The 25,837-nt window shown below is 65.8% G+C and carries 22 protein-coding genes; 4 read left to right on the top strand and 18 right to left on the bottom strand.

Annotation, left to right across the window (positions count from 1 at the left end):
- Positions 1-4: 4 nt before the first annotated feature.
- The 10 genes from ACZY0Q_RS08860 to ACZY0Q_RS08905 all read right to left on the bottom strand — a co-directional run bounded on the left by ACZY0Q_RS08860 (position 5) and on the right by ACZY0Q_RS08905 (position 14,257).
- The gene (locus ACZY0Q_RS08860; RefSeq protein ID WP_463915939.1) at positions 5-1,492 is read right to left on the bottom strand and encodes a dynamin family protein; all 1,488 of its coding nucleotides are present in this window, start codon (positions 1,490-1,492) and stop codon (positions 5-7) included.
- On the bottom strand, positions 1,489-3,378 hold the full coding sequence (locus ACZY0Q_RS08865) for a dynamin family protein (RefSeq protein WP_463915940.1): 1,890 nt from the start codon (positions 3,376-3,378) through the stop codon (positions 1,489-1,491). The genes ACZY0Q_RS08860 and ACZY0Q_RS08865 overlap by 4 nt, the downstream gene beginning before the upstream one ends.
- 177 nt (positions 3,379-3,555) lie before the next feature.
- A complete protein-coding gene (locus ACZY0Q_RS08870) occupies positions 3,556-4,548 on the bottom strand; it encodes an IniB N-terminal domain-containing protein (protein ID WP_463915941.1) in 993 nt (330 codons plus the stop codon).
- A gap of 165 nt (positions 4,549-4,713) precedes the next feature.
- On the bottom strand, positions 4,714-6,783 hold the full coding sequence (locus tag ACZY0Q_RS08875) for a LuxR C-terminal-related transcriptional regulator (RefSeq protein ID WP_463915943.1): 2,070 nt from the start codon (positions 6,781-6,783) through the stop codon (positions 4,714-4,716).
- A gap of 3 nt (positions 6,784-6,786) precedes the next feature.
- On the bottom strand, positions 6,787-9,123 hold the full coding sequence (locus ACZY0Q_RS08880; protein WP_463916295.1) for an Hsp70 family protein: 2,337 nt from the start codon (positions 9,121-9,123) through the stop codon (positions 6,787-6,789).
- 155 nt (positions 9,124-9,278) lie between these two features.
- Positions 9,279-10,427: a c-type cytochrome biogenesis protein CcsB gene (gene ccsB, locus ACZY0Q_RS08885; protein ID WP_463915944.1), complete on the bottom strand. Its 1,149-nt coding sequence runs from the start codon at positions 10,425-10,427 to the stop codon at positions 9,279-9,281.
- On the bottom strand, positions 10,427-12,169 hold the full coding sequence (resB, locus tag ACZY0Q_RS08890) for a cytochrome c biogenesis protein ResB (protein WP_463915945.1): 1,743 nt from the start codon (positions 12,167-12,169) through the stop codon (positions 10,427-10,429). The genes ccsB and resB overlap by 1 nt, the downstream gene beginning before the upstream one ends.
- Entirely contained in the window at positions 12,169-12,924 is a 756-nt protein-coding gene (locus tag ACZY0Q_RS08895; protein ID WP_463915946.1) for a cytochrome c biogenesis CcdA family protein, read from the bottom strand. The genes resB and ACZY0Q_RS08895 overlap by 1 nt, the downstream gene beginning before the upstream one ends.
- Positions 12,925-12,939: 15 nt before the next feature.
- The gene (locus tag ACZY0Q_RS08900) at positions 12,940-13,473 is read right to left on the bottom strand and encodes a TlpA family protein disulfide reductase (RefSeq protein WP_463916296.1); all 534 of its coding nucleotides are present in this window, start codon (positions 13,471-13,473) and stop codon (positions 12,940-12,942) included.
- Between the two features lie 103 nt (positions 13,474-13,576).
- Complete coding sequence (locus ACZY0Q_RS08905; RefSeq protein ID WP_463915947.1) at positions 13,577-14,257, bottom strand: histidine phosphatase family protein; 681 nt, start codon at positions 14,255-14,257, stop codon at positions 13,577-13,579.
- A gap of 202 nt (positions 14,258-14,459) precedes the next feature.
- Here ACZY0Q_RS08905 and ACZY0Q_RS08910 point away from each other — a divergent pair, with 202 nt between their 5' ends.
- From ACZY0Q_RS08910 to ACZY0Q_RS08920, 3 genes are all read left to right on the top strand, one after another.
- Complete coding sequence (locus ACZY0Q_RS08910; RefSeq protein WP_463915948.1) at positions 14,460-15,008, top strand: YceI family protein; 549 nt, start codon at positions 14,460-14,462, stop codon at positions 15,006-15,008.
- Between the two features lie 106 nt (positions 15,009-15,114).
- Positions 15,115-15,837 carry a hypothetical protein gene (locus tag ACZY0Q_RS08915; RefSeq protein ID WP_463915949.1) on the top strand — a complete coding sequence of 241 codons (723 nt, stop codon included), beginning with the start codon at positions 15,115-15,117 and terminating at the stop codon, positions 15,835-15,837.
- 149 nt (positions 15,838-15,986) lie between these two features.
- A complete protein-coding gene (locus ACZY0Q_RS08920; protein ID WP_463915950.1) occupies positions 15,987-16,814 on the top strand; it encodes a hypothetical protein in 828 nt (275 codons plus the stop codon).
- A 59-nt stretch (positions 16,815-16,873) separates the two neighbouring features.
- Here the strand turns inward: ACZY0Q_RS08920 and ACZY0Q_RS08925 are convergent, their stop codons facing one another.
- Both ACZY0Q_RS08925 and ACZY0Q_RS08930 read right to left on the bottom strand, forming a co-directional pair.
- Positions 16,874-17,617 carry a redox-sensing transcriptional repressor Rex gene (locus tag ACZY0Q_RS08925; RefSeq protein ID WP_463915951.1) on the bottom strand — a complete coding sequence of 248 codons (744 nt, stop codon included), beginning with the start codon at positions 17,615-17,617 and terminating at the stop codon, positions 16,874-16,876.
- Positions 17,618-17,707: 90 nt separating this feature from the next.
- Positions 17,708-17,962 (bottom strand): glutaredoxin family protein, encoded by a 255-nt coding sequence (locus ACZY0Q_RS08930; RefSeq protein ID WP_463862351.1) that lies wholly within the window; start codon positions 17,960-17,962, stop codon positions 17,708-17,710.
- Positions 17,963-18,095: 133 nt separating this feature from the next.
- Here ACZY0Q_RS08930 and ACZY0Q_RS08935 point away from each other — a divergent pair, with 133 nt between their 5' ends.
- Complete coding sequence (locus tag ACZY0Q_RS08935; RefSeq protein ID WP_463915953.1) at positions 18,096-18,914, top strand: HAD family hydrolase; 819 nt, start codon at positions 18,096-18,098, stop codon at positions 18,912-18,914.
- Between the two features lie 101 nt (positions 18,915-19,015).
- Here the strand turns inward: ACZY0Q_RS08935 and ACZY0Q_RS08940 are convergent, their stop codons facing one another.
- The 6 genes from ACZY0Q_RS08940 to ACZY0Q_RS08965 form a co-directional block, all read right to left on the bottom strand.
- On the bottom strand, positions 19,016-19,114 hold the full coding sequence (locus ACZY0Q_RS08940) for a 30S ribosomal protein bS22 (RefSeq protein ID WP_003792170.1): 99 nt from the start codon (positions 19,112-19,114) through the stop codon (positions 19,016-19,018).
- A 157-nt stretch (positions 19,115-19,271) separates the two neighbouring features.
- The gene (locus ACZY0Q_RS08945; RefSeq protein WP_463915955.1) at positions 19,272-19,484 is read right to left on the bottom strand and encodes a helix-turn-helix domain-containing protein; all 213 of its coding nucleotides are present in this window, start codon (positions 19,482-19,484) and stop codon (positions 19,272-19,274) included.
- A 143-nt stretch (positions 19,485-19,627) separates the two neighbouring features.
- Entirely contained in the window at positions 19,628-20,734 is a 1,107-nt protein-coding gene (locus ACZY0Q_RS08950) for a 3-deoxy-7-phosphoheptulonate synthase (RefSeq protein ID WP_463915956.1), read from the bottom strand.
- Between the two features lie 335 nt (positions 20,735-21,069).
- Positions 21,070-22,083, bottom strand: coding sequence for an acetylxylan esterase (locus tag ACZY0Q_RS08955; RefSeq protein ID WP_463915958.1), 1,014 nt, complete (start codon positions 22,081-22,083; stop codon positions 21,070-21,072).
- A gap of 186 nt (positions 22,084-22,269) precedes the next feature.
- Complete coding sequence (locus tag ACZY0Q_RS08960) at positions 22,270-23,784, bottom strand: rhamnulokinase (protein WP_463915959.1); 1,515 nt, start codon at positions 23,782-23,784, stop codon at positions 22,270-22,272.
- Positions 23,781-25,835: a bifunctional aldolase/short-chain dehydrogenase gene (locus ACZY0Q_RS08965; protein WP_463915960.1), complete on the bottom strand. Its 2,055-nt coding sequence runs from the start codon at positions 25,833-25,835 to the stop codon at positions 23,781-23,783. The genes ACZY0Q_RS08960 and ACZY0Q_RS08965 overlap by 4 nt, the downstream gene beginning before the upstream one ends.
- Positions 25,836-25,837 lie beyond the last annotated feature (2 nt).

The raw sequence follows: 25,837 nt of genomic DNA on the forward strand, positions 1-25,837 counted from the left end.
GCAGTCAGGCGCCCAGCCGCTGCAAGGCGGCGGAGCCCGCCAGTACCCCTTCGCAGCTCCGCACCACTATGCGGCACACATCCAGGGCTGAACGGTCCGTCAAGGGGCTCTCTGCCACCAGCCGCCAACGGTGGAGGATCTCCCGGGCCGCTGCGCTGATGTCCTCCGGCGATGATTCCGGTTCCAGGCCCACGCGCAGGTGCGCCGCCACTCCGAGGCCGCCGATCAGCCTCTCCGCTTCGTCGGCCAGGTGACGGTTGAGGGATGTTCCGGTGGTGCGCAGTGTGGCCAGCAGGTGCAGCTCGCGGAACTCGTGGGCGTTTGCCTGAAGGCGTTCCAAGGCCGCCGCGAGGTGCCCGGAGCCTTCCCTCGGGGATGCCCGGAGAAGGGTTTCCACCCCCACCAGGGCAGTGCGTGCCTTCAAGGCGTCGGCGCGGGCGTGGAACTGGCCGGCCACCATGGCCAAAAGCGGGTCCAGTCCACTGTGCCGGGCAAGCTCGCGCGCCAGTGGTGTGGGGTCGGTAAAGCCAGCCCGGATCAGGACCACGCCTAGACGGATCCCGAACAGCCCGAACCGCTCCAGCAGCGAAGCCCTCGCGTCTGGACCAAGGCCTTCCGGAATACCCGCGCGCAGGAACCGGTCCGCGGAGAGCAGCAGCCGTTCCCGGGCCGCTCGGTCCAGGGCGGCAAGAAGGGCCAGCGACTGGTAGTCTGCCTGGCGCATGCTCCGTGCGCTTTGGGCCAGCAGACCGGCTACCGGGACCACCCCCAATGCCAGCTTTCGCAGGCTGGGGTCCCGGCGGTACCGCTCTGCGATCTCGCCCGCAGAAAGCAGGGAATCAATCCGCCCCGCGCCGATCTCGTCGGCCCTGGACAGGACGGCCAGGGCGTTGACGGTACCGGACCGCCCCGTCTCGGTGTCCTTGAATGACTCCAGAAACCGTATATCGGAGGCGTGCATGTGGCGCATTAGGTAGATGACGGCGTCGGCCTCTGACGGCGAGTCGGCCGGCGTGAGGAAACTGACGGACTTGGCTGAAACGTCCTCGGTCAGCGAGGCAATTCCCGGGGTATCGATCAACGTGACCTCCCGCAGGCTCTCCGCCGGCCATTCAACCACCAGCCGTTCCACGTCATCCGAACGGTGCCGGCCAAGAACGAAGACCAGCCGCCCGTTCTCCCGCTTGAGCGGCAGGGTGCGCGGTTCACCGGCCACCGGGTAGAGGGTGATCTTCGGTGTGTGGCCATGCCGGTACCAAGTGACGATCCGAGTGCATTCACCGGTGTCGGTCGGAGCGATCTCTTCGCCGATGATGGCGTTGAGCAGGGTTGACTTTCCCGCCTTCACCATTCCCGCAACGGCGACCCGCAGGGGTTCAGCCAGCCGGGCGGCGTAGCTTTCCAAAGCCGCTGCTGCAGCCGGATCATCACGGTAGACGGCCAGGGCATCCTGGATGAGGTCCGCCACTCCCGCGATGGTTGATTCCCTCATCTGGCCGACACCACCGCCGGTACGCGACGGGGCACGGACGCGGGGCCCTGCGCAGGCCTGGCAGCCGGTTCGCTGACGGCCAGTTTCACAGCAGCCTGTCGGAGCGCGTCCACCCGCTTGAGCTCGGCCTTGATGTCCCGGATACGCATTTCTTTTTCCAGCTTGTAAGTAGTGGCTGCCTTCTGCGCGGCTGCTACCGAATCGGACAGCGAGCGGTGGTGTTCCTCGGCAATCTCGGTGAAGTGGTCGCGGGTGGACCGCTGGACCAGGCGGAGCCTGTCCTTAAGCTGCTTTCCCACCTGGAACACCACGTCGTCCACCTGCCGGCGGACCAGGGCCTTGGCTTCCGCCTGCCGACGCTTGAGCCTGCCTTCCTTGTCCTCCCGGTAGGCTTTGCGGCCCAGGAGGAGGCCAGCCCCGACGGACAACGGATTGATCAGGGCCATGCCGAAGATCCCAGTCAGCAGGCCGAACATCAGCACGCCTCCGTAGGAACCCCGCATGCCGATGAGGACTTTCTGCACCGGATTGATCCGCCCGTCATCCAGGCCGGGCATGTCGTCCACGGGGTCCAGCGCATCCGCTGTGTCGGAGACACGCAACACCGGAAGCGCCACCTCATCCTCGGAGAAGTGTTCAGCCACCTGGGCTGCAAGCCACTGGGACCGCTCGCTGGTCCACACAAAAGTGTCCGAAATCGCGGCCGCGGTGCACTCTTCGAGCCATGCTGTGAACGCGGTCCACGTAGGGCCCGGATCCCCCTGGTCTATGGCCGTCTCGGCGTCCCGTTGGATCCGCCGCAAGCGGTCCCGCAGGTCGTATTCCATATCGGCAATCAGATCGCCGATGCCGTCGTTGAGCGTGATCTGCCAACGGGCAGAGCGTTTGCGGAGGTCATCGGCCTCCAGCTTCGCCGACTCGAGGCCGGCGATCATCGCGGGTGTCCCCGCAGGGTCCTCCAGGGCAGCCAATTCCGACTGCAGGGAAAGCCGAAGGTTATCCGTGACGGAGAGGAGGTCCTGGCTCACCGAGCGCCGCTGGATCCGTTGGGCCTTTCCCACGATTTCATTCCGGAGATAGCCGATCAGGTCAGGAAAGCCCGATTCAGTGTTCAGTTCTCCGTCCTGGAGCCGTGTGGCTTCCAGCCGAAGATCCGAGGACAACGGGATCAGCGGGATGTCAGGCGAAACCTGGGAGAGGTGCCCCCGGTCCAGCTCGGCCACTCGGCGCCAGTCCGCGTACAGGTCCGTCTTGGACAGGACCCCCACCACGCTCGGGGTGATGCGCATGGCCTGGCGCAGGAACCTGATCTCCGGCTCGCTGTACTCCTGGGACGCATCCGAAACGAGCAGCATGGCGTCGGCCGTTGGCAAGGCAGTCAGGGTGGACAGTGTATGGGTGGACCCCAGGCCGCCGACGCCGGGCGAGTCAACAACAGTCAGGCCGCCGGCCAGCAATTTACGCGGCAGGAACACTTCCGCGGCCACCAGCTTCTTGGCGTTGCCGGGGTTTCCGCGCTCCGAAACATAGGCGGCGAGCTCCCCGATGTTGATGGGCTGGCGTTCAAGTCCCGCTTCTTCGCCTGGTTCAGCGTCTGCGCGAGGCAAAAGGACCGACGCCGACGCCGGCTCACCGTGCCGGACGATGGTGGGCACCGAGGTGGCGATGTCATCGTCGACGGGGCAGACCGGTGCGTTGACAAGGGCGTTGATGAGCTTGCTTTTGCCTTGCTTGAATTCACCCACCACAATCACGCGGATGCTCGTATCGTGCAGCCTGCGAAGGGTCTGGTCCAGGCGCTTCCGCAAATCGGTGCGCTCGCCACCGCGGACGATTTCGATGCCCTGTTCCACCAGCTCGATCAGTTGTGCCGCCGTCGTGGGCATCGGGGACCTTGCCGGTCCTGGGGAGTCTGCCGTCGTTGCCGGAAGACCCGGTCGTTGCGTTTGAACCACTGCCAGTCCTTTGGTCAGGTCCCGAGTAAGGGACGTTGGGGTGGGCCGGGAAGGGTCCGGCAGGAGCATTGATTCCTGCCGGACACTGCCTGGATACCTGGGACTTGGCTAGAGGTTGACGTCGTCCTCGGCGTTGATCTCGGTGTTTCCGACGTCCTCAACTTCGACCGTGGTGGAGTTGTCCTCCGTGAACTCGAGCTCGTTGTCGGCAACAACGACGTTGTCCTGGACCGTGGTGGTCTCCGAGTTGTCCTGGAAGGAGTCCTCGACATCCACGTCCACGTTGGTCTCGGTGTTGCCGACGTCCTCAACGGCAACGGAGTTGTCCGAGTTGTCCGTTACTGCCACGGAGTTGTCATTGAACGAATCCTCAACGTCCACGTCGGTCTCTTCGGAGTTGTCGACACTGTTGTCTGAGTTGTCGCTGTTGTCCGAATTGTCATTGAATGAATCGTCAACGTCGACATCCAGGTCGGTGTTGAAGGAGTCGTCAATGTCCGTATCGGTGTTGCCCACCTCGGCGTCACGGCCAGCGTTAACGGAGTTGTCCGTCGAGCTGTCATTCGAGTTGTCCGTGTTGTAGGAGTCCTCAATGTTGTTGGAGTCGTCCATGTCGACGTCGTCGCCGGCAGCCACTGCCCGGTCACCGGAAGCGACGACAGAGTCATTATCGAACCACTGCTCCACGTCGCCGTCAGCCCAGATGTTCTGGTTGACGGACTGGTCGGTGATCGTGTCCCGGTCATCCACCGATGATGTATACGAGTAGTTGTTCACCACGTTGGTCAGCTGATTAACAGCATGTTCATGGTCGCTGTGGCCACCGGTCGGAGGAGGGGTGACGGCAACGGCGCCGCCACCGCCGGTTGTAGCGCCGTTGCCGCCGGTGTTGTACGAACGGTCGAAGGAGGAGGCGTTGACCGTGATGGGTGCGTAGTCCAGGACAACGGGCAATGCTGCGTCCACATCCGCGGAGCAGACGCCGCCGAGGCCGTGGTCCTCGAGGGTCCGCTCTGGATCTTCCAGGAATTCCTTTGCAGCCTCCTGGTTTCCGAAGAGGCTCATCAGGAACAGGACGAGGTCGTTTGCGAGTGTAGGCATTAGATGATCCTCAAATCTTCTCTGAGTTGTGGGTAGCCCGGCATCGTTGCCGGGCTTGAATCAAAAGTACGGTTCGGCCCACGGACCGGGCATCGGGTCGGTTCCCCCTACCGGTGGGGCCCCCGCCGGGGGTCCGTCTGCCGTCCTGTTAGGGGCACTAGGGGATCACTCGCGTTGGGGGTTTTCGGATCCCAGGGCAAGCCGGAGCCGGACCAGCAGATCGGAGCGGTTTTCAGCACCCAGACGACGGCGCATCCGGGCAATATGGTGCTCGGCGGTCCGCGGAGAAATGTAGATTGCCTCCCCGATTTCCCGGTACGTTTTTCCCTCCAACACCAGCCTCGCGACGTCCTTTTCGCGTTCGCTCAGCATTGAGCCGTCCGGCTGGATGCTGCCGTTGCCCTGTTCCGCTGCAGCCGCGCTGGCCGCCTCGGATTGCCCGGCGGCGTTAGCCCCCGCAGCGTTCGCTCCGGCGTTGCTGCCCTGCGGATGCAGGTCCCGGGCGCAGGAGAGCAGGCGCACCATGTCCTTGCGCTCATCCGCGCGGGCGGCGGCGTGGCCGGCAAGCCGCGCACCTTCCCAAGGCATCCCGACGGCGTTGAGTCCACGGGCGGCCACCTCGACGTCCGTTGCCCGGAACTTTCCTGCAAGGACCGAGACCCAGGCCTTGCCGGCCGCAGCCAGTACCGACGCGAGGTGGCTATGGTCCGCTGCCCGTGCCAGTGCCGCTGCATGGGGTGCAAGATCGGCCGGGCTGTCACTCAGCAAAGCTGCCTGGACGGCGGCCCAGTGCATGGGCACGGCCCATAGCGATGGCTGCCCAAGATCGTCGAGGAGCTTCCACGCCGCGTCAAGGTAGAGCGAGATCCGCCGGGTCTCGCGCAGCCGGGCGGCCGTGATCATCAGTTCCCCCCACGGCAGGAGGCTGTACAGGTCCACCGAGGTGTGCAACATGGCTTCGCGGGCGCGGTCCCACGCCAGGAGCAGATCGTGGACTTCGCCACTGCGGCGTGCCAGGCCGACTTCCAATGCGGCACAGAGGAATTCGTCGCGGGGAACCAAGGGCCAGTGGTTGGCCTTGCAGGCCTCGTTGATGGCCAGCCGCGCATCGTCCGGGTTGTCCTGCTGCATCGCGGACCAGGCCTGGAGGAGGAACAGCCGTGGCTTCGCTGCGTCGCCGCCCTGGCAGGCAGCTGTGGCGGCGCGCACGATGGTTTCCGCCAGATGGGGTTCGCCGCTGTGCAACGCGACCAGCGCAGCGAGGGCACCAGGAGTGTCCGTCAGCGGGAGGGCTGACCCTGCGGCGTTCATCATGTCAGATGCGTGGATCAGGATCGGAAGGCTTTGGTGCGGGTCACTCGCCAGTGACTCCAGGATGCCCTGGCCCGTTTGCGCTTGGGCCACGGCCACGAGTGTGGGCGACGTCGGGGCGGAGCCGGCCGGAAACATCGCTTCGGCACCGGCGCGGTTGCCGCTGCCGGCCATGGCCACCGCGGCGGATGCCGCGGACGGGCCAACCCGATCCGGCCCCAACCAGGCGTAGACGTCCGCACTGCGGGCCAGCAACCCGCGCTGGGCCCAAACGGCGGCTGCAACGTCCACACCGGTACGCAGGTCCGGCGGGTCTGCGCACACAAGCAACCCGTCGATGATCCGTCCAGCGGCATCCAGATCACCCGTGGCTGAAGCAGCCTGTGCCCGTCGGGACGCGGTACCCAGCTCATCGGCACCCGCCAGCAGGGCCTCATCGAACAGCTGGGCGGCCAGGACCGGGTCATGTTCGAGTGCCCTGTCCCCGGCTTTTTCGAGTTCAGCTGCAATACGTTGGTCGACGAGCCCGCTGCGTGCCATATCACGAGCAAGATCGCCCAAAGGGAGGCCCTCCGCAGCAAAGCATCCCACCAATTCGCGCTGCAGCGCGTGGATGCGGGCCGGCGGCGTTGCCGTCAGGAGAGTGTGGCGGGCGGTGCCCACCACTGTTCCGTCGGGCTGGAGCAGTCCTGAGGATTCCGCCCTGGCCACCAGGGAGTCCAAGCCGTCGCCGGTCACCTTGCGCTCAAGTTCGTGTGGCAAAGGACCGGGGAGGGTGAAGCCCACCGACAAGGCAAGCAGGAGTTCGCGGACGGTGGCATTCTCACCGCGAAGCTGCTGCGCCAGGTACTGGGGGCTTTCGGTTGGGACCGGCTCCAGTTCGTCTGCTGCACGGGGCGTGATGTGAGGCTGTCCCGTCACCATGCGTCAGGCCGCCGGCACTGTCACGGTAGGCACAGGGGCCGGGGGTTCAGACGTCGGGGCAGGCGCAGGGGCCGGGGGTTCAGACGTCGGGGCAGGTGCGGGAGCCGGAGCCGGAGCAGACGTTGGAGCAGGTGCAGGCGCAGGAGCGGGCGGCTCAGACGTCGGCGGCGGCGGCGCCACAGTCGGCGCTATTGTCGGCGCAGGCACCGGAGCTGGCGGTTCGGACGTGGGCACAGGCGCCGGTGTGGTCGGCGCGGGCGTGGTCGGTTCCGAGGACAGCGTCGGTGTTGGCGTCGGTGTCGTCGGGTCCGGAGTGGGTGTCGGCGTCGGTGTCGGGGTTGGGGTCGGCGTCGTCGTTGTGGGATCAGGCGTTGGTGTGGGCGTCGTCGTAGGGGGCGTCGTCGTAGGGGGCGTCGTCGTAGGGGGCGTCGTCGTAGGGGGCGTCGTCGTCGTCGGCGGGGTGGTCGGCGTGGTCGTACCAGGCGCCGGCGTTGTGGGATCAGGATTTACGGCGGGCGTTCCCGGCCCGGACCCGGCGGCAGCCCGGGTGGGATCACTTCCACCACCGGGGGTTGAACCCGGGGCTGCGCCGCTTGCCGACGGTGACGCCGACGGCTTGCTGGTGGGCGACGCCGCAGCTTCTATTCCGGCCCCGCTGGCGGGAATGGCCGCAGGCTTCTGCGCGCTGACCTCAATGCCCACACTCGGTTCCTGCGGGGCGCCGGCTTCACCAGCGGCGGCTCCCGCACCCCCGCCGCCGCCTCCGGCCACTGACCCGCCGGGATCCGTGCCACCCGGCACCTCGGGGGTGGGAGCCGCGGGCACCAGCGGAGCGAACATGGCCGTGAGACTTTCCAGCCCGCCGGGACTTTGGGCAGCGGTAGCGCTGAGCACGGTAAACAGAGCCGCTGCAGCGGCCACTGCAGTCAGCCGAGCCGTGGGCCGCGTTCCATGCAGCCCGGCGCGAGGTGCGTGGGCGCCCGCATGGGCACCCGTGTGTCCCTTGCCGCCGGCAACGCTTCCGGGCGCAGCGCCGGCGGCGGACGCGCCGGCGAGTGCACCGAAGGCGGCCCCTGGCTTCCGGGACCAACTGGCCCGACGGGTGGCATCGTGGACCGCGGCCTGCATGGCGGCCCCCTGCATGGTCCCGCCCTGCACCGCGTGGCCATGGACAGCGGCAGCAAGGTACCCACCCGTTTCGATAAGCACGACGGCGGCGTCCGCCTGTGCGGCCATGTCCGGTTGTGCGTTCAGCTCAGGCCGCGCGCGCAGCGCGGCAACTGTGGCGCCGAGGCAGACGGATGCCTTGGGATCGGCGTCCACGGCGATTGGCCGGTCCAGCTCTTCGGAAATCAGCTGTGCCACCAGCGGAATGCGGGACGAGCCTCCGATCAGCAGCACGGCAGAGAGGTCCTCCGGAGCGAGCCCAAGGTCCTGCAGGGAACGTTCAAGTGCGTCCACGGTCTCCCGGATCTGCTCGCTGATCATTGCCTCAAACTCGGCACGGACCAGCCGTACCTGCTGCTGGATCCCCGGCAGCAGGACCGGGATGCTGGCCTCGCTGTCGGCGGACAACGCCTCTTTGGCCTCCACACATTCGCGCCGCAGGCGCGCCAGTGCCGCAAGGGCGCCCGGCTCCGCGGGATCAAGGCCGGCCAGGCGCTGCCCGGCATGAGCCGCCACATGCCGCAGGACTGCAGCGTCGAAGTCGGCCCCGCCCAGGCCCTCGATCCCCGCCGGATGGCCCAGGAGCTCGAAGTGGCCGGAATCTGTTTTTCTCAGGACTGCGGTGTCGAAAGTCCCGCCACCGAGGTCGTAAACGGCGATGGTGCTGCCGTCCTCTACCCGCACCTGGCTGGCGTAGTGCAGCGCTGCGGCTTCCGGCTCACTGACCAGCGTGACCTGGTCCATGCCCTTTGCGGCCAAGGCCGCGAGGATGAGTTGCGTCCGGTGAGCGCCCCACGAGGCAGGGTGGGAAAGGACAATGGCCGACGGCGGTGCGCCCTCGCGCTCTTCAGCGCGGTCGGCGACCCAGCGGACCATCGTGGCGAACACGTCCTGTGCAGGAAGTTGCAGGGTCCCCACCGAAATCGGTACCTCATCGCCTACCCGGCGTTTGAACTCCCGCACCACCCGCTCGGGGAAATCAAGGCCGCGGCGTTCGGCAGCCTCACCCACCAGAACGGGGCCTTCCTCCGGATAGTAGACCACAGAGGGAACTGCCGTGCTGCGGAGTCCCAGCGGGAGGCTCTCCGGGACACGCGAAGCGTTCTGATCAATTCGGAGGAGGGAAGCAGCTGTGAAACTGGTCCCGACGTCTATGGCGAGAACGTAGTTCATGGGTACCTCGAAAAAACGCAGCGTGCCGTCAGCGAGCTTCATCACAGACGAGCTTCAACCAAGGTAGCATCACCGCTAGCCCGGCAACACCCTCATTCGTCCATCGATTGGCGTATTAGGCGAGCTTTGAATCGGTGCGCCGGAGAAACCCCTGCTCAGAGGCCCGAGTAGGAATGCAGGCCATTAAAGAATTGGTTCACGATGGTGAAGTTGAAGACAACACACAGGTAGCCCACGATTGACAGCCAGGCGGCCCGGGTGCCGGTCCAGCCACGCGTGGCACGGGCGTGCAGGTAGCCCGCGTAAACCACCCAGATCACAAAGGTCCAGACTTCCTTGGTGTCCCAGCCCCAGAACCGGCCCCAGGCTTTTTCGGCCCAGATGGCACCGAACATCAGGGTGAACGTCCAGCCGATGAAGGCAATGGCGTTGATCCGGTAGGACAGGTTTTCCAGGCTCAGTGCCGAGGGAACCAGGCGCATAAAGCCAAGCTTGTCGGTCCCGCCGGCAGCCACCGTCTTTTGCCGGTGGGACTGGACCAGCTGCAGTGCGGACATCGCGAACGTGAGGGTGAAAAGGGCCGAAGACATCACGGCGATGGACACGTGGATGATGAGCCAGTAGCTCTGCAGCGCCGGAACCAGGTGGCCCACCGGAGTCCAGTAGGCCACGGAGGCGGCCACCAGCATGATGATGGCGAGGCCCACCACGAATGTGCCAAGGAACCGCAGGTCGCGGCGGATCAGGACGATGAGGAACACAGCAACGGCCACGAAGGCGCCGGTGGTGAGGAACTCATACATGTTGCCCCACGGCACCCGGCCTGCACCCATGGCGCGCGTGATGACGCCGGCGGCATGGATCAGCACGCCGAGGACGGTGAGGGCAACGGCGACGCGCGCCGGAACTCGGCGTTCCGCCGCGTAGCGCATATCGGCGTCGGCCGTCTGCCCGGCCCCGGAAGCGTCGCCGCCGCGCTTGGCAACGGACGACGACGGCCGTTCGGCCCGTCCCACCGGTCCGGCCAGGTGCGAGTCCACCCTGTCCGCTGCTGCCCTGTCAGGTGCCGCGGCTGAGGCAGCCGAAGCACCAGCGGACGCACCGGAGCCGGCCATCGCGGGCTCCTTGGTCCCGGCAGCAGCCCCTGCAGCCTCCGCTGCCTTGAGGTCAATGGCGCGCAGCGCCCTGCTGCTCTTGGCGAGGTCCCAGGCGAAGGCGATGAAGGCCACGGTGTAGGTGCCGGCGGCGAGCAGCATAAACAGCTCGCTGTACTGGCCCATGGTTTCGTTGATGGCGAACGGCATTACTGGTCCTTCTTCGGCCGGGTGGGGCCAGCTGGGGAGGTGAGCGGGACTGCGCCATTATCGTCCTGGCGGCTGGGAGTTTGCTGGGTGGCGCTGGAATCAGGAGCGGAATCGTCAGCCTCGAGCTGCCACTCTTCGGACAGCAGCTTCCTGACGGCAGCGGCTTCCGCGGCGAGCCGGTGGTCCTCACCTCGGGCAAGCAAGCCATACTCCACCATGGTCCGACCGTCCTCGTGGGTCCCGGTCCGCACCCAGACGCGGCGCCGGTTGACGTAGAGGGACGTGATCAGGCCTGTCACGGCCAGCAAAGCGAAGATGAGGACGTACAGCTGGCCGGGGTTGTGGTGGATGTCCACACCAACGTATCGCTTCACGCCGTCGAAACTGATGCTTCCCTTGCCGTCCGGCAGGGTGTAGCTCATGCCCGGCGCCAGGGTGATGCCGCCGGCCTCCAGGTTGCGGGCGTTCAGCGGGGTCAGGTCCTTGACGTCGATCTCGAAGACGTTCTGCGGCGATCCGTTGTCCAGGCCAAGGTCACCGAAGTAGGAGTTCAGGGTCAGCCTCGGGTTGAACAGGTCCGGATCGCCGCTGAAGGACACGCCCTTGTCGTTGACGAACGCCGTCGGGAGGAAGAACCCCTGGAACCCGAGCTGGTCCGGTTTGGCGTCCGGGACCTTGATCACCAGGGACGAGTAGTAGTTGTCACCCTGGAGTTTGGCCACCACGGGGCCCTGCATGGCCACGTTGCCGGCGCCGTCGCGGATGGTCACCACAGGCGCGTAGCCGTTGCCGGTGAGGTAGATGCTGGTGCCGCCCAGGGTCACGGGATCGTTGACCTTCAGGACTTCCTGCTTGGCGGGCGAGTCCGGGGTTTCCCGGGTGGTGACGTCGGCGTTGAAGTCGATGGGCTGACCGATTTTGCCCGGTGATTCGCGGTCAAACAAAACGTCGAATTTGTCCAGCTGGATGGAGTACGGCTGCAGCTGGCTGGACTGGAAGTTGGTGCCGGGGGTGAACTGGTCGTAGCCCACCAGGGTGTTCACAAAGGTGTCGCCCTCCACCAGGATGCGCTGGCCGCTGTAACCGAACAGGCCGCCCACGGCCACGGACACCAGCACGCCGATCAGCGACGTGTGGAACACCAGGTTCCCCACTTCCTTGGCGAAGCCGCGCTCGGCGCCCAAAGACGGCCGCGCGCCGTCGTCGTCCCTCACCTCAACGCGGTAGCCGCGCTTCTTCAGCACCCCGGCGGCACTGCGGATGGCGTCCGACGCCGGGAGGCCGGCGTCGGCGGGAACCACCAGGGTGCCGTACTCGGGGAGGCGGGAAAGACGTTTGGGGGTCCGCGGCGGCTGGGAGCGCATGGCCCTGTAGTGGGCGATGGCGCGCGGGACCACGCAGCCGATCAGCGAGATGAACAGCAGGATGTAGATGGCCGAGAACCAGGCCGAGGAGTAGACGTCGTAGAGCTGAAGGGTGTCCAGCAGCTTCCCGTAGTCCGGGTTGTCCTTGATGTACTGCGTCACAATGGACGGGTTGGCCGGGCGCTGCGGGAACAGGGACCCGGGCACCGCGGCGACGGCCAGGAGCAGCAGCAGGAACAGCGCCGTGCGCATGCTGGTCAGCTGGGTCCAGGCCCACCGCAGCATCTCCACCGGCCCCAGGACTGGCAGCGCCGCCTCAGTCTTGGCGGCGGCAACGGGGGCCGGGGACTTCTTCTTTGCTTTCACGCGCTCGCTCATCAGATCGGCAACTTCACATCGGTTTGGAACCAGTACTGCAATTCGGTGACCCAGGTGCCCCAGACGCCGCTGGCCATCAGCAGGCCCAGCACCACCAGGATCCCGCCGCCGATCCGCTGGATGGCCAGGCGGTGCGTGCGGAAGAAGGACATCACACCCATGCCGCGTCGCACCGCCAGGGCAATCAGCAGGAACGGGATGCCCAGGCCCAGGCTGTAGACAAACGCCAGGAGGGCACCCTTGGCTGCGGAGGAACCGCCGGACAGGCTCAGGAGCTGGACGGCGGAGTAGGTGGGCCCGATGCACGGGGCCCAGCCCAGCCCGAACGTGAGGCCCAGCAACGGCGCGCCCCACAGGCCCGCGGGTGGCTTGGCGTGGATCTTCGCATCACGCTGCAGCCAGCCGAAACCGCCCATAAACACCACGCCCATGAGGATCACCAGGACACCCAGCAGTTGCGTGATCCAGGCATTCTGCGAACCGGTGATCAGCGTGCCAAGCTGGCCGAACGCGCCGCCCAGCAGGACGAAAATCACCGAGAATCCCAGCACAAAAAGCCCGATGCCCGCCAGCATCCGGCCGCGCTTCTGCTTCTCCAGGTCCACACCACTCAGGCCGGTGACGTAGCCCAGGTAGCCGGGCACCAGAGGCAGAACACACGGCGACAGGAAGGACACCAAGCCAGCGAGCAGCGCCACCGGGATGGCAAGCAGGAGCGAGCCGTTCAGGATGGTCTCGGCGAAGGGGCTGTTCACGGTCCGGGGCCGCCGCTACTCTGCCACGGCGGCGGTGATGAGGGCTTTGAGGGTGCCCTTCTGGATTTCGCCCAGCACGCGGGAGGCCACGCGGCCCTGCTTGTCCAGGACCAGCGTGGTGGGGACGGCGCCCGGCGGGACCAGCCCGGAGACGGCCAGGAGCACTGCGCCGTTTTTGTCGTCGAAGCTGGGGTAGGTCAGGTTGAACGTCTTGTCGAAAGCCTCTGCGGTGCCTTTTTCGTCGCGGAGGTTGACGCCGAAGAACTGCACGCCCTGGTCCTTGAACTCCTGGTGCAGCTCTTCCAGGATGGGTGCCTCCACCCGGCAGGGTGCGCAGGCGGCGAACCAGAAGTTCAGGACCGTCACCTTGCCTTGGAAGTCCGCAGGGGCTATCTGGGTGCCGTTGAACAGCGTGCCGTTGATGGCGACGGCGGCCTTGCGGTCGGCCGCGGTGAACTCGGTCACCGAGCCGTCCCCGGCCACGTAGTTCTTGTTGTCGCCCGCTTTTGCCTGCTTGGCGAGGGCGTCTTCCTGCGCGCAGGCGGACATTCCCAGTGTCAGGGCGGCCAGGGCTGCGCCGCCGGCCGCGAGTACGGCACGGCGGGATGCGGTGCCGGCCGTTGTGCGGGATGTCGTTCGGTTGTTTGTCACGTCAGGCTCCGGGGGTGCTGGCGGCGCCAGGAAGGAGGACGGCAGCGGGCTCACTGTACTCAACACGCAGGAGCGAGCCGTCGTCGTCGAACACCAATGAGGTGATGGACGTCAGCGTGCACTCGCGTTTGCGCGGGTCATGCCACAGCGGCTTGCCCTCGGCGCTGAGGCGGGTGGCCCAGATGGGGAGCTGGTGGCTGACCATGATGGCTTCCGGGCCGCTTGTTCCGTAGTCCCCGGCGGCCAGTTCGATGGCTCGGAGCCGGGCGTCCTCAACAGCTGCCCTGACGCGCGCGGCCTGCGCTTTGTACGGTTCGCCCCAGGACGGCCGGAACGGGTTGACCAGATGCGGCCAGTGCTTGGGCTTCCGGAGTTCGGCCTTGGTGACCTTCATACCCTGGAAGTAGTTTTCCGCTTCGATGATGCGGCCGTCCGTGTGGATTTCCAGGCCAAGCGCGTCGGCCGTGGGAGCCGCCGTTTCCTGCGCTCTGACCAGCGGCGACGCTGCCAGATAGACGATCCTGGACCCGCGCGCGGCACGCTCGGCGAAGTGGTCGGCCAGCATCTGCGCCATTTCCCGGCCCAGCTCGGAGAGATGGAATTCAGGCAGCCTGCCGTACAGAACGCGGTCAGGATTATGGACCTCGCCGTGGCGGAGCAGATGGACAGTGGATTGGGGCATGTTTACCAGTTTCTCAAAGATGGCGTGCGATCCGAAATCTTCTACATCCAGTAGAACTCAATTTTTTGGAAAAATGTTCCAGAACCGGGAACAAAACATGCAAATGCATGTTTATACTGGATGCAGCGGATAGTTGAGGATTCAATAAATGAAGCGTCAAGCTATCCGGAAGTACCACCCGACAAACTCAAGGAGAAACACCATGGCTCTTCCCGCAGACGTCACCACCGGCACCTGGACCCTCGACAACTCGCACAGCGAGATCGCCTTCACCGTTCGGCACGCCGGCATCAGCAAGGTCCGCGGCCAGTTCAAGGATGCCGCGGCAACCCTGGACCTCGCCGACAACGTGGCCGATTCCAAGATCAGCGCCACCATCCAGACCGCCAGCTTCGACTCCGGCGATGTCAACCGCGACGGCCACGTGCGCGGCGAGGACTTCTTCGACGTCGAGACCTTCCCGGAAATCTCCTTCGTCTCCAACGGCCTGGTGGCCAAGGGCAACAGCTACGAGCTGACCGGGGACCTCACCATCAAGGGCGTCACCCGCCCCGTTGCCCTCGAGACCGAGTTCAACGGCGTGGCCGTGGACCCGTTCGGCCTGACCCGCGCCGGCGTCTCCGCTGAAACCACCATCAGCCGCAAGGACTTCGGCCTGACCTGGAATGCCGTACTGGAAGCCGGCGGCGTGCTGGTCAGCGACAAGGTTGCCATCAACCTGGAGCTCGCGTTCATCGCACCCGCAGCATAGTTTTTCTTCCTGAAGCACCCCGGCCGCCATTCCCCTGAATCTGGCGGCCGGGGTGCTTTGTTTTGTCTACTAGATACAGGCGGACGGGCGGTCTACAGTGAGACCCATGAGCAACAGTGAAGTACCCCAGCCCCAGCAGCCCCAGCAGCCCGGCGCTGAGCAGCCCAGTCCACAGCCGCCTGTCGGAGAGCCGCTGGCCGGAACCACTCCTCCGGCCGGCAACGTTCCTCCCGCTGGCTACGCACCCCCGAGCGGCCAGCAGCCGCAGGGTTACCCGCAGCCGAGCCAGGCCTACCCGCAGCCGGGCCAGGCCTACCCGCAGCCGGGCCAGCCGGGCGGCTTCCAATTTGCGATGCCCACCGACGGCCCCCACAACTTCAATGACGTTATGCCCAAGGGCGGTTTCTCCGGCATGTTCAGCGTGACCGGGCTTCCCACCGAGCTCAAGGTTTCCTACTGGATCTGGCTCATCGGCGGCATGCTGGGAGTCCTCGGCGGCCTGTTCGGGGTGCTGGGCTCGCTGGCACTGTTCACCGTCGCACCTGGATTGGCTGCGGTGGTCCTCCTTCTCGTCCTGGTGGCACTCGCCCTGGGCGCGGCACAGATTGTCCTGGTCCTGAAAATGAAGGAAGGCAAGGAGTGGGCCCGCCTGGCCCTCACCATCGTCGCCGGCGTTTCGCTGGTGCTCGCCGTGATCGGCGGCAGTGTGGGCGGCGGCAGCGGGATCGGCAACAACTGGCTCGGCTTCCTCATCTCCGCCGCGGCAACTGTCCTGATGTGGCTGCCGAACTCGCAGGCCTGGTTCAACTCCGTCAAGGGACGCGCATAGTCTCGCGCTGCGTGCCGCCGGAATACCTCTCTGGAATGATCCCCCGCGGCACGCGCCGGGGGTACCGTGGGAACTAAGCCGTACTGGGGGCAGGCCAGTTGGACTGCACCCAGCAGCCGAACTGACATCCGACCTGCAAAGGACCGCTCATGAGCACGCCTGTCCCGCCTCCCGTCCCGAACGAGCCCGAGCCCGGCAACCAGCCGCCAGCGCCCCGATACGGCGAGAACAGCCCGCAGTTCGGGCAGCCCACGCCACCGGCACCTCAGTATGGGCAGAACGCCCCGCAGTATGGCCAGCCCACGCCTCCGGCGCCTCAGTACGGGGAGAACGCCCCGCAGTATGGCCAGCAGACTCCCCCGGCACCGCAGTTTGGGCAGAATAGCCCGCCGCAGTTCGGCCAGCCCACGCCACCGCCCTATGGCCAGCAGCCGCACGGACAGTCTCCGTACGCGCAGTACCCGTCCGAACAGCCGCAGGCCGCGGGATCCAACGGGATTCCCCAGCTTGTCAACATCTCGTTCTGGCTGCTGATCGGTGCGGGTGTTGTGTATGTCATCAGCCTGCTGATGGGCATCGGCATGCTTGACGATCCTCAGATCCGGGATGCGTTCGACGACGCCATGCGTAGCAGCGGCGCCACTGGTGCCGAATTCGCGTTCGACGACTTCAAGGGCGTCATTGCCGGATCGCTCGTAGTCTTCGCGATCATCGGTGCGGGGCTGTACGCACTCGTTGCACTCTTCGTCCGCAAGGGCAAGAACTGGGCCCGTATCCTCGGCACTGTTTTCGCGGCACTGTCCATTTTCGGCCTTTTCGGACCGCCGAGCATCGGAACGCTGGGAACGCTGGCGGGGATCGCGGCCATCGTGCTGCTCTACCTGCCGGCGGCAGCACCCTATTTCCGCAAACAGCAGGTATTCGGCAGCCCGTACGGGGCCCCGGGCACCACGCCTGGCAACCCCTACGGCCAGTAGCACCACCTAGCTCGAATCCACACCCTGACGGGCGTGGACCCCACCAGCCGCCAACGAACTTAGGCGGTCTGGCCCGGGGTCTGCGCCCGTTGTGCGTGATAGGCGAGGATCTGCAGTTCGGTGGCCATGTCCACCTTGCGGAGGTTGACGCCCTCGGGGACCTGGAGCATAACGGGGGCGAAACTCAGGATGCTGTGGACGCCGGCAGCCACCACGCGATCGCACACGGCCTGCGCCACGGTGGCCGGAAGTGCCAGGACCACCATGTTGGCGCCCGTCCGCTGCAGCACTGCCTCCATGTCCGCGGCGTCGCTGACGCGCAGCCAGCCGACCTCATTACCCACCACCATCTGGTCCGCGTCGAAAATTGCCACCACGTCAAAACCGCGGGACTCGAAGCCGCCATAGCGGGCCAGGGCCTTGCCCAGGTTACCCGCGCCAACAATGGCGACCTTCCAGTCATGGGTCAGCCCCAGCGCTGCGGAGATATGGCGGCTGAGGTACTGCACTTCGTAGCCCACGCCACGCGTGCCGTAGGAACCCACATAGGAAAGGTCCTTGCGCAGGGTTGACGAGCTCACGCCCGACGCTTCCGCCAGGGATTCCGATGAGACGCGTTCGACGCCGTCTGACAGCAGCGTGTTAAGGGCGCGCAGGTAGATGGTCAGCCGTGCCACTGCCGCGGGCGGTATCTGCTTGGCGGCCTCTGTGCCGTGGGAAGGCTGGGTACCATGGCCAGGCGGTGTTCCCTGGACATTCTCTGAACCTTGGACAGCCTGGGGAGATGAATCCAGTGATGTCACTATCCCCTCCATCCCATCGCGTCGTGAGTCCACTCTAGAGCCCCGCCGCCGGTGCCAACAAAGCCTGTGTCATTCTGCGAGGCCGCTGTCCTATTGGGCCATGGCGCGTTGAAGGACGCGCTCCAGCCGGGCTTCGTCGATCTTCCAGAAATCGCGTTGGATTCCATCCACCAGGACAACGGGGATTTCCTCCGCATACCGCTCCCGCAGTTCCGGCAGCTCATCCACCAACTGTTCAGTCCACCCAAGTCCCAGCAAGGCAGTAACGCGCCCGACGGCGTCGCGCGCGGCTGCGCACAGGTGACAGTCTGCTTTGGTGATGAGCACTACCTCGGGTTTTGCCATGTATTAACCGTAACGCCCCTAAGGGCAGAGAACGGGGCAGAGGGCAGGAGCAGTGGGCAGGGCCAGCGGCGGCGCGGGGAGCGGGCCCGGGTACTGAACTCCCGGTCACCGACTATTGACTAGACTCGTGGACATGCCCGAGGAGAAGTACGTCGCTGTGGTGACCCAGCCGGATGCGTTGATGCAGACCGGCGAAGCCGCCTTTTTCGACGTCGATAACACCCTCATGAAGGGCGCCAGCCTTTTCCATGTTGCCCGCAAGATGCACCAGCGCGGCGCCTTTACCCTGACACAGGCTGCGGGTTTCGCGTGGAAGCAGTTTAAATTTGTGGCCCGCGGCGAGAACATGGACGACGTCCACGCCGTCCGAGATTCCGCCCTCACGCTCGCGGCCGGCATCACCGTGGAAGACGTCAAGGCCTTGGGCGAAGAGGTCTACGACGAAATGATCGCGTCCAGGATCTGGCCCGGGGCCAAGGCACTGGCGCAGCAGCACCTTCGCGTGGGCCGGCGGGTATGGCTGGTCACCGGAACCCCCATTGAGGTCGCCGCGGTCATTTCCACCAGGCTGGGCCTGACCGGAGCCTTGGGCACGGTTGGCGAGGTTGCCGACGGCATGTACACCGGCCGTCTGGTGGGTGACATCCTGCACGGCGCGGCCAAGGCTGTGGCTGTCCGGGAACTGGCCGACACCGAAGGCCTGGACCTCAAGCGCTGCTGGGCCTACAGCGACTCATACAACGACATCCCGCTGCTGACCCTGGTGGGGCACCCGGTAGCCATCAACCCCGATGCCCGGCTCCGCCGCCACGCCCGGGACAACAACTGGCCGGTCTACGATTTCCGTTCCGGCCGCCGTGCCGCCACCCTTGGGCTGAAGGCCGCAACGGCCGGCGGCGCCGTGTACGGGCTCTGGCGCGGATACTCCCGGATGCGCGGCCCCCGGGCATAGTCTGCCGCCGCAAATGTCGCCGTCTGTGGCGACACCACGCAGACAAAAAAATGCCCGCCGCCTGGAAGGCAACGGGCATTTTCACGCTTGTCGAAGTATCTCTACTTCTTATTGCGGCGCTGGTGACGGGTCTTACGAAGCAACTTGCGGTGCTTCTTCTTGGCCATACGCTTGCGACGCTTCTTAATAACTGAACCCACGAAAGTTCCTCACAAACTAGATGCAGTACCTGTCTGATGGAAAAGGTCCGTGGACAGAGCTACAGAACTGAAACAACTGACAGATTCTTACAATGACGTAAAACGTTCCTTAACAGGGTACCGCTTCTTGGCGATGCCCACTGACCGCAGGTAATGCTCAGGCGGTTTCGGTGTGCCCATCCACCACAGCACCCTTGAGGTACTGCTCGACGGCGTTCTCTGGCACCCGGTATGACCGGCCGAACCGCACCGCAGGCATTTCGCCTGAGTGGACCAACCGATAGACGGTCATCTTGGAGACGCGCATGACCTCGGCCACTTCGGCGACGGTCAGGAACTTCGCGTTCGAGAAGTTCTGTGCTGCGGACATTTCCCTATTCCTTTGCTGATGGATGACGACAGTAACCCCAGCTGTGTTTCATTTTCGGTGTGCCGATGCTGAGCCATCCACCAACCATGTGTTAGATACTCTAGAGGTTCATGGGGCTGTAGTGAAAGTAATCCGGGCAATCATTAAGCCGTCCGGCGCTTCCGGGCGGACGCCGCGAGCTGGTCGAGGACGGAAACGGATACGTCCCAATCCATGCACGCGTCCGTGACACTCTGGCCGTAGACCAGTTCCGCCCGGCCCGCCGCATGCTCGGTGACATCCAGGTTCTGGGCACCGCCCACCAGGAAGCTTTCCAGCATGACGCCTGCGATGGCCTGGGCCGCCTCACCGCCGTCTTCCAGCTGGGCGCCGATTTCCAGTGCCACCTCCGCCTGCCGGTGGTGGCTCTTGCCACTGTTGGCATGGCTGGCGTCCACGATCAGACGGGGGTTGAGCCCCTTGCCGGCGAGCTTGGCAGAGGCGCTTTCGACGTCGGCCACTGAGTAGTTGGGCCCCTTGCGTCCACCGCGGAGGATGACGTGGGTGTCCGGGTTGCCCGCGGTTGCCACCAACGCGGCCCGGCCGTCGCCGTCGATCCCCAGGAAGGCCTGGGCGGCAGCGGCGGCGCCACATGCGTCGAGCGCGACCTGGAGGTCGCCGTCGGTCCCGTTCTTGAATCCGATGGGCATGGAGAGCCCGGAGGCAAGTTGGCGGTGGATCTGGCTTTCGGTGGTGCGGGCACCGATGGCTCCCCAGGAGATCAGGTCGGCCATGTACTGGGGGCTGATGGGTTCCAGGAATTCGGTGGCGGTAGGCAGCCCCAAAGCGGTGACCTGCTGCAGGAACTCCCTGGCAGTCCGGAGCCCCGTGACCATGTCGTGGCTGCCGTCCAGGCGCGGATCGTTGATCAGGCCCTTCCAGCCCACCGTTGTGCGGGGCTTTTCGAAGTACGTGCGCATCACGATCAGGAGGTCGTCACGGTGCTTTTCTGCTTGGCTGACCAGCCGGCGGGCGTATTCGAGCCCGGCCTTGGGATCGTGGATGGAGCAGGGGCCCACGATGACCAGCAGCCTGTCGTCCACGCCGTCCATGATGGCCCGGACTTCGTCGCGGCCACGCTCGACGACGTCCGTCACCCGGGCGTCCATGGGCAGCTCGGCAATGAGCTCCTGAGGCGTGGGCAGCGGCGTGAATTCGCTGACGCGCAGATTGGACGTGGATTTTGAGGGAGTGGCTGTCGCGGTGCTCATGTTCGGGTCCTGTTCCAGATAGGAAAGCGGGCCCAGATCAGAACCCGCCGGAGAAATGGCGAAGGGCAGAGAATGATCTCTGCCCTGTTGGCTCTGAAGGAAGATGGATGCGTGTCAGTTAGACGCGGGCTCCTCCAGAGCCAACGAAAAATACGCATACCAACGGTTTGTCATAGGCAAACCATAACCGGGCGCTGTTACGGCCGCAAAATCTCGGCCGTCACACATGGAAATCCGGGTCCAGCTAGCCACCCACTGCCCCAACTGAGTAGCGCTATCTGTCGTTTTGAGCGTCCAAAACGACAGATGGCGCAACCTACTTGGTCACTTGAGAGTCAGGCCAGGAGCTTGCGGAGGTACTGCAACTGCCTGATCCAGTGGTGCTCCTGGCCGCCCTCGTGGTTGTTGAACCTGTAGACCTCGATGTCCTTTGGTGCCGCGGATTGTGCCGCGGAGTCAACGCCGTACGCATTGAAGCTGGCGAACACCGTGGACGGCGGGCAGACATCGTCCATCTGCGCCACCGAGTACAGGGCAGGCGCGGTTGCCGTCCGGGCCAGGTTGACGCCGTCGAAATAGTTCAGGACCGCGAGCATCGGCTCATACCTGTCCCGGTGCCTGCCCAGGAAAGCCGCGATTTCCGGGTACGGGCCGCGGGCCGCGATGTCGATGGACCTGGGGAAGTCCTGCAGGAAGGGGACGTCGGGCAGCGCGGCGATGACGCCGTCGAGCCTTCCCGCTACCAGCCCGGCAACCGCCACCACAATGCCGCCGCCCTGGCTGACTCCGGCCAGGACCACGCGCGACGCGTCCACCTCGGGGTGGGACTGCGCCGCTTCCACCGCACGGAACGCGTCCACGTACACCCGGCGGTAGTAGTAGTCCTCGCGGCTGCCTGCTCCCCTGGTCATGAGCCCCGCGTAGGCCACCTCGCCCGCCGACGGGTGCGGATCCGCTGTCTCGCCGAGGATCCCGCCGTAGCCCTGCCCGCGGGTGTCCATGATGAAGTGCGCATAGCCTGCCTGGGCCCATTTGGTGTCCTGGTTCACAAGTCCGCGGCCGCCCGAGTAGCCGATGTACTGCACAACGACGGGCAGCGGGGTCCCTGTATGCCGGTTCGCCGGGACGTGCAGCCAGCCCTTGATTGGTGAGCCGCCGTAGCCTGCGAACGTGACGTCGAAGGTGTCGATGACGGACAGGTGGTTCTCCACCGGCTCGAACGTTGCGTTGAGCGGGAACCTCCGGGCCTCGTCGAGGGTGGCGTCCCAGAACTCCTGCAAGTCAGCGGGTGGTGTGACCCTCGAGGTGTAGCCGCGGAGCTGTTCAAGGGGAAGGTCGAAGAGGGGCATGCTGCTGTCCGGTCCTGTCTCGTCGGGTTGCTATCGGAGATCCTACGTCACACCATCCACTTGCGGGACCCCTCCCGACACGAAAGGACACTTGGGCCCCACCCTTCAAGCGCGAACGGACACTTGGGGCCCCTTGCGTCTAGCGGCTGGGGCCTCAACTGTACGTTCGCGCTGGGGTCGCGGTGGTTAGAGCCGCGAGAGCTGCGGAGTAAACGTCTGCAGCTCGTTCGATGGCACCACCAGGCGGCGCAGTTCCGTGAGCCCTCCGCTGACACGCCCGGCCGCCCTGGCCTGGACCAGGACATTCCCTACGGCGGTCGCTTCCACTGGTCCGGCCACTACTTTTTTACCGGTGGTGTCTGCCGTGAGTTGGCAGAGGAGCCTGTTCTGGGAGCCGCCGCCCACCACATGCACCACGTCCACGGTGCGGTCTGCCAGGCGTTCGGCCTCCGCGATGGCCCGAGCGTAGCCTGAGGCGAGGCTGTCCATGATGCAACGTGTGATGGCTGCGGGGTCGTCCGGCAGGAGGTCCCCGGTGTGGCGGAGCGTGGCGCGGATGCGGTGGGGCATGTTGTCCGGGGCGATGAAGGCGGAATCGTCCGGATTGATCTGCGGGCCGCCCGGGGGCAGTGCCGCGGCGGCGTCGAGCAGATCAGTGAGTTCCGGGCTGTAGCCTTCGGCGGCCCAGGTCCGCTGGCATTCGCTCAGGAGCCAGAGCCCGCCCATGTTGCGCAGGTAGCGGATGGTGCCGTCCACGCCGCGTTCGTTGGTGAAGTTCGCTTCCCGGCTGGCTTCGGTCAGGACCGGGTGGTTCAGTTCCAGCCCCACCAGCGACCACGTGCCGGAGGATATGTAGGCGAAGTCTTCCTCCTGGGCCGGGACGGCTGCGACGGCGGAGGCGGTGTCGTGCGAGCCGACGGCCACCACCTTGGTGCCTGCCGGCAGTCCCACCCGGGCTGCAATCTCCGGCAGCAGGGTGCCCACGGTTTCGCCGGGTTCGCTCAGCGGCGGGAACAGGTCTTTGGGCAGGCCCAGGGCGGTAAGGAATCCGGTGGCCCACTCCCCCGCGACGGCGTCGAACAGACCCGTGGTGGAGGCGTTGGTGGATTCCGTGCGGCGCTGTCCCGTCAGGAAGAACGCGATCAGGTCCGGGATGAGCAGCGCCTGCAGACCCTTCAGGTCCCGTTCCGTGGCGAGCTGGTAGAGGGTGTTGAACTGCAGGAACTGCAGCCCGGTGGTGGCGTAGAGCCGGGCAGGGTCCAGTTTCTGGTGCACGGGCGCGACGGCGGCACGGCTACGGTCATCGCGGTAGCTGTACGGCTGGGCGACGAGTTCGCCCGCGGCGTTGACCAGGCCGTAGTCCACCGCCCAGGTGTCGATCCCGATGCTCGTGATGGTTTCGTCCTGCAGCGCCGCCACGGTGGCGGCGGCGCCCAGGCCCGCGAGGACCTCGGCGAACAGGGCATCGAAATCCCAGCGGAGGCCGCCGTCGAGCTCCACCACACCGTTGGGGAACCGGTGCACCGTTTCCAGCTTCACGCTCTCACCGTCCCTGATCCGGCCCAGGATGACCCGGCCGGACGAGGCGCCGATGTCGACGGCGGCGAAAACGCCGCGGGGATCAGCGGCGGACACCGCCCCGGCCGTGGCCGGAGCGGTGTCCTGTCCTGGAAGGCCAGGCTGTGCTGCCGGATGGCTCATCGGAGGAAGGCTGCTGCCACCCCGGCGTCCACGGGGATGTGGAGTCCGGTGGTGTGGGACAGTTCGTTGCTGGTGAGGACGGCGGCGGCGTTGGCCACATGCTCGGGCAGGACTTCGCGTTTGAGCAGGGTCCGCTGGGCGTAATACTTGCCCAGTTCCTGCTCGTCCACGCCGTAGACCGCGGCGCGCTTGGCGCCCCAGCCGCCGGCGAAGATGCCTGAGCCGCGGACCACGCCGTCGGGGTTGATGCCGTTGACCCGGATGCCGTGTTCGCCCAGCTCGGCCGCGAGGAGCCGGACCTGGTGGGCCTGATCGGCCTTCGAGGCGGAGTAGGCGATGTTGTTCGGGCCCGCGAACACGGAGTTCTTCGAGGAGATGTAGATGATGTCCCCGCCCATGTCCTGGTCAATCATGACCTTCGCCGCGGCCTTAGACACCAGGAAGGAGCCCTTGGCCATCACGTTGTGCTGGATGTCCCAGTCCTTTTCGGTGGTTTCCAGCAGCGGTTTGGAGATGGACAGGCCCGCGTTGTTGACCACCAGGTCCAGCCCGCCGAACGCCAGCACCGCATTCTGGATCGCCGCGATGACCTGGGCTTCGTCGGTGACGTCGGCCTGGACGCCGATGGCGACGTCCGCGCCGCCGAGTTCCGCGGCGACGGCCTGGGCGTTCTCCAGGTCCAGGTCGGCAATAACTACGCACGCGCCGTCGGACGCCAACCGGGTGGCGATCGCCTTGCCGATGCCCGACGCCGCGCCCGTCACCAACGCGATGCGGGAGGCGTGGGACTTCGGCTTGGGCAGGCGGGCCAGTTTGGCTTCCTCGAGGGACCAGTATTCGATCCGGAATTTCTCGGACTCCTCGATCGGGGCGTAGGTGGAGATCGCCTCTGCGCCGCGCATCACGTTAATGGCGTTGAGGTAGAACTCGCCGGCAACGCGGGCGGTCTGCTTGTTCGCGCCGAACGAGAACATGCCCACGCCCGGGACCAGCACGATGGCCGGGTCCGCGCCGCGCAGCGCCGGCGACGCCTCGGTGGTTGAGCTTGCCGAAACCGCGTGGCGGTCGTAGTAGGCCTGGTAGTCCTCGCGGTAGGCGGTGTGGAGTTCCTTCAACCGGGCCACCGAGTCCTCGATGGAGGCATCGGCGGGCAGGTCCAGGATCAGCGGCTTGACCTTCGTGCGCAGGAAATGGTCGGGGCAGGACGTGCCCAGCGCGCCCAGACGGGGGTGCTCGGCAGCTGCCAGGAAGTCCAGGACGACGGCGTCATCACTGAAGTGCCCCAGCTGCGGCTTGTCAGTGGAGGCCAGGCCGCGGATCACCGGGGCGAGTGCGGCGGCTTTGGCTCGCCTTGCTGCCTCCGGCAGCGCACCGTAGCCGGCCAGCATGGGCCCGAACGGTTCGGCCGTGCCATTGTCCTCGATGTACTTCTCGGCCTGTTCGATGATCCAGAGCGAGTTCTGTTCTGCTTCTTCGGACGTGGCGCCCCAGGCGGTGATTCCGTGGCCGCCCAGGATGGTGCCGATGGCCTGCGGGTTGGCGTCCTTGATAGCGGCGATGTCCAGGCCCAGCTGGAAACCGGGACGGCGCCAAGGAACCCAAAGGACCTTGTCGCCGAAGATCTTGGAGGTCAGGGCCTCGCCGTCCACCGCGGTGGCAATCGCGATCCCGGAATCCGGGTGCAGGTGGTCCACATGTGCGGCGTCCACCAGGCCATGCATGGCGGTATCGATCGACGGCGCCGCGCCGCCCTTGCCGTGCAGGCAGTAATCAAAAGCAGCAACCATTTCGTCTTCACGCTCAACACCCGGGTACACGTTCTTCAAAGCGTTCAGCCGGTCCAGGCGCAGCACCGCGAGGTTCCCGGCCGTCAGCGTGCCCAGGTCCCCGCCGGAGCCCTTGACCCACAAAAGCTGGACGTCCTCGCCGGTGACCGGGTCCTTTTCGGTGCCCTTGGCCGAGGTGTTGCCGCCGGCGAAGTTGGTGTTCCGCTTGTCCGCACCGAGGCGGTTGGAACGGTTGATCAGGTCTTCAACAGTCTTGTTGCTCATGC

The sequence above is a fragment of the Pseudarthrobacter lactosi genome (genome assembly GCF_055412785.1).

What these genes read in the sequence shown, in the direction of transcription:
- ACZY0Q_RS08905 (WP_463915947.1), bottom strand. Translation starts at nt 14,257, where the DNA reads ATGCCCCAATCCACTGTCCATCTGCTCCGCCACGGCGAGGTCCATAAT.
- ACZY0Q_RS08865 (WP_463915940.1), bottom strand. Translation starts at nt 3,378, where the DNA reads ATGCCCACGACGGCGGCACAACTGATCGAGCTGGTGGAACAGGGCATC.
- ACZY0Q_RS08955 (WP_463915958.1), bottom strand. Translation starts at nt 22,083, where the DNA reads ATGCCCCTCTTCGACCTTCCCCTTGAACAGCTCCGCGGCTACACCTCG.
- ACZY0Q_RS08860 (WP_463915939.1), bottom strand. Translation starts at nt 1,492, where the DNA reads ATGAGGGAATCAACCATCGCGGGAGTGGCGGACCTCATCCAGGATGCC.
- ACZY0Q_RS08880 (WP_463916295.1), bottom strand. Translation starts at nt 9,123, where the DNA reads ATGAACTACGTTCTCGCCATAGACGTCGGGACCAGTTTCACAGCTGCT.
- ACZY0Q_RS08920 (WP_463915950.1), top strand. Translation starts at nt 15,987, where the DNA reads ATGAGCACGCCTGTCCCGCCTCCCGTCCCGAACGAGCCCGAGCCCGGC.
- ACZY0Q_RS08945 (WP_463915955.1), bottom strand. Translation starts at nt 19,484, where the DNA reads ATGTCCGCAGCACAGAACTTCTCGAACGCGAAGTTCCTGACCGTCGCC.
- ACZY0Q_RS08935 (WP_463915953.1), top strand. Translation starts at nt 18,096, where the DNA reads ATGCCCGAGGAGAAGTACGTCGCTGTGGTGACCCAGCCGGATGCGTTG.
- ACZY0Q_RS08930 (WP_463862351.1), bottom strand. Translation starts at nt 17,962, where the DNA reads ATGGCAAAACCCGAGGTAGTGCTCATCACCAAAGCAGACTGTCACCTG.
- ACZY0Q_RS08950 (WP_463915956.1), bottom strand. Translation starts at nt 20,734, where the DNA reads ATGAGCACCGCGACAGCCACTCCCTCAAAATCCACGTCCAATCTGCGC.
- resB (WP_463915945.1), bottom strand. Translation starts at nt 12,169, where the DNA reads ATGAGCGAGCGCGTGAAAGCAAAGAAGAAGTCCCCGGCCCCCGTTGCC.
- ACZY0Q_RS08915 (WP_463915949.1), top strand. Translation starts at nt 15,115, where the DNA reads ATGAGCAACAGTGAAGTACCCCAGCCCCAGCAGCCCCAGCAGCCCGGC.
- ACZY0Q_RS08870 (WP_463915941.1), bottom strand. Translation starts at nt 4,548, where the DNA reads ATGCCTACACTCGCAAACGACCTCGTCCTGTTCCTGATGAGCCTCTTC.
- ACZY0Q_RS08875 (WP_463915943.1), bottom strand. Translation starts at nt 6,783, where the DNA reads ATGGTGACGGGACAGCCTCACATCACGCCCCGTGCAGCAGACGAACTG.
- ACZY0Q_RS08900 (WP_463916296.1), bottom strand. Translation starts at nt 13,473, where the DNA reads ATGTCCGCCTGCGCGCAGGAAGACGCCCTCGCCAAGCAGGCAAAAGCG.
- ACZY0Q_RS08960 (WP_463915959.1), bottom strand. Translation starts at nt 23,784, where the DNA reads ATGAGCCATCCGGCAGCACAGCCTGGCCTTCCAGGACAGGACACCGCT.
- ccsB (WP_463915944.1), bottom strand. Translation starts at nt 10,427, where the DNA reads ATGCCGTTCGCCATCAACGAAACCATGGGCCAGTACAGCGAGCTGTTT.
- ACZY0Q_RS08965 (WP_463915960.1), bottom strand. Translation starts at nt 25,835, where the DNA reads ATGAGCAACAAGACTGTTGAAGACCTGATCAACCGTTCCAACCGCCTC.
- ACZY0Q_RS08910 (WP_463915948.1), top strand. Translation starts at nt 14,460, where the DNA reads ATGGCTCTTCCCGCAGACGTCACCACCGGCACCTGGACCCTCGACAAC.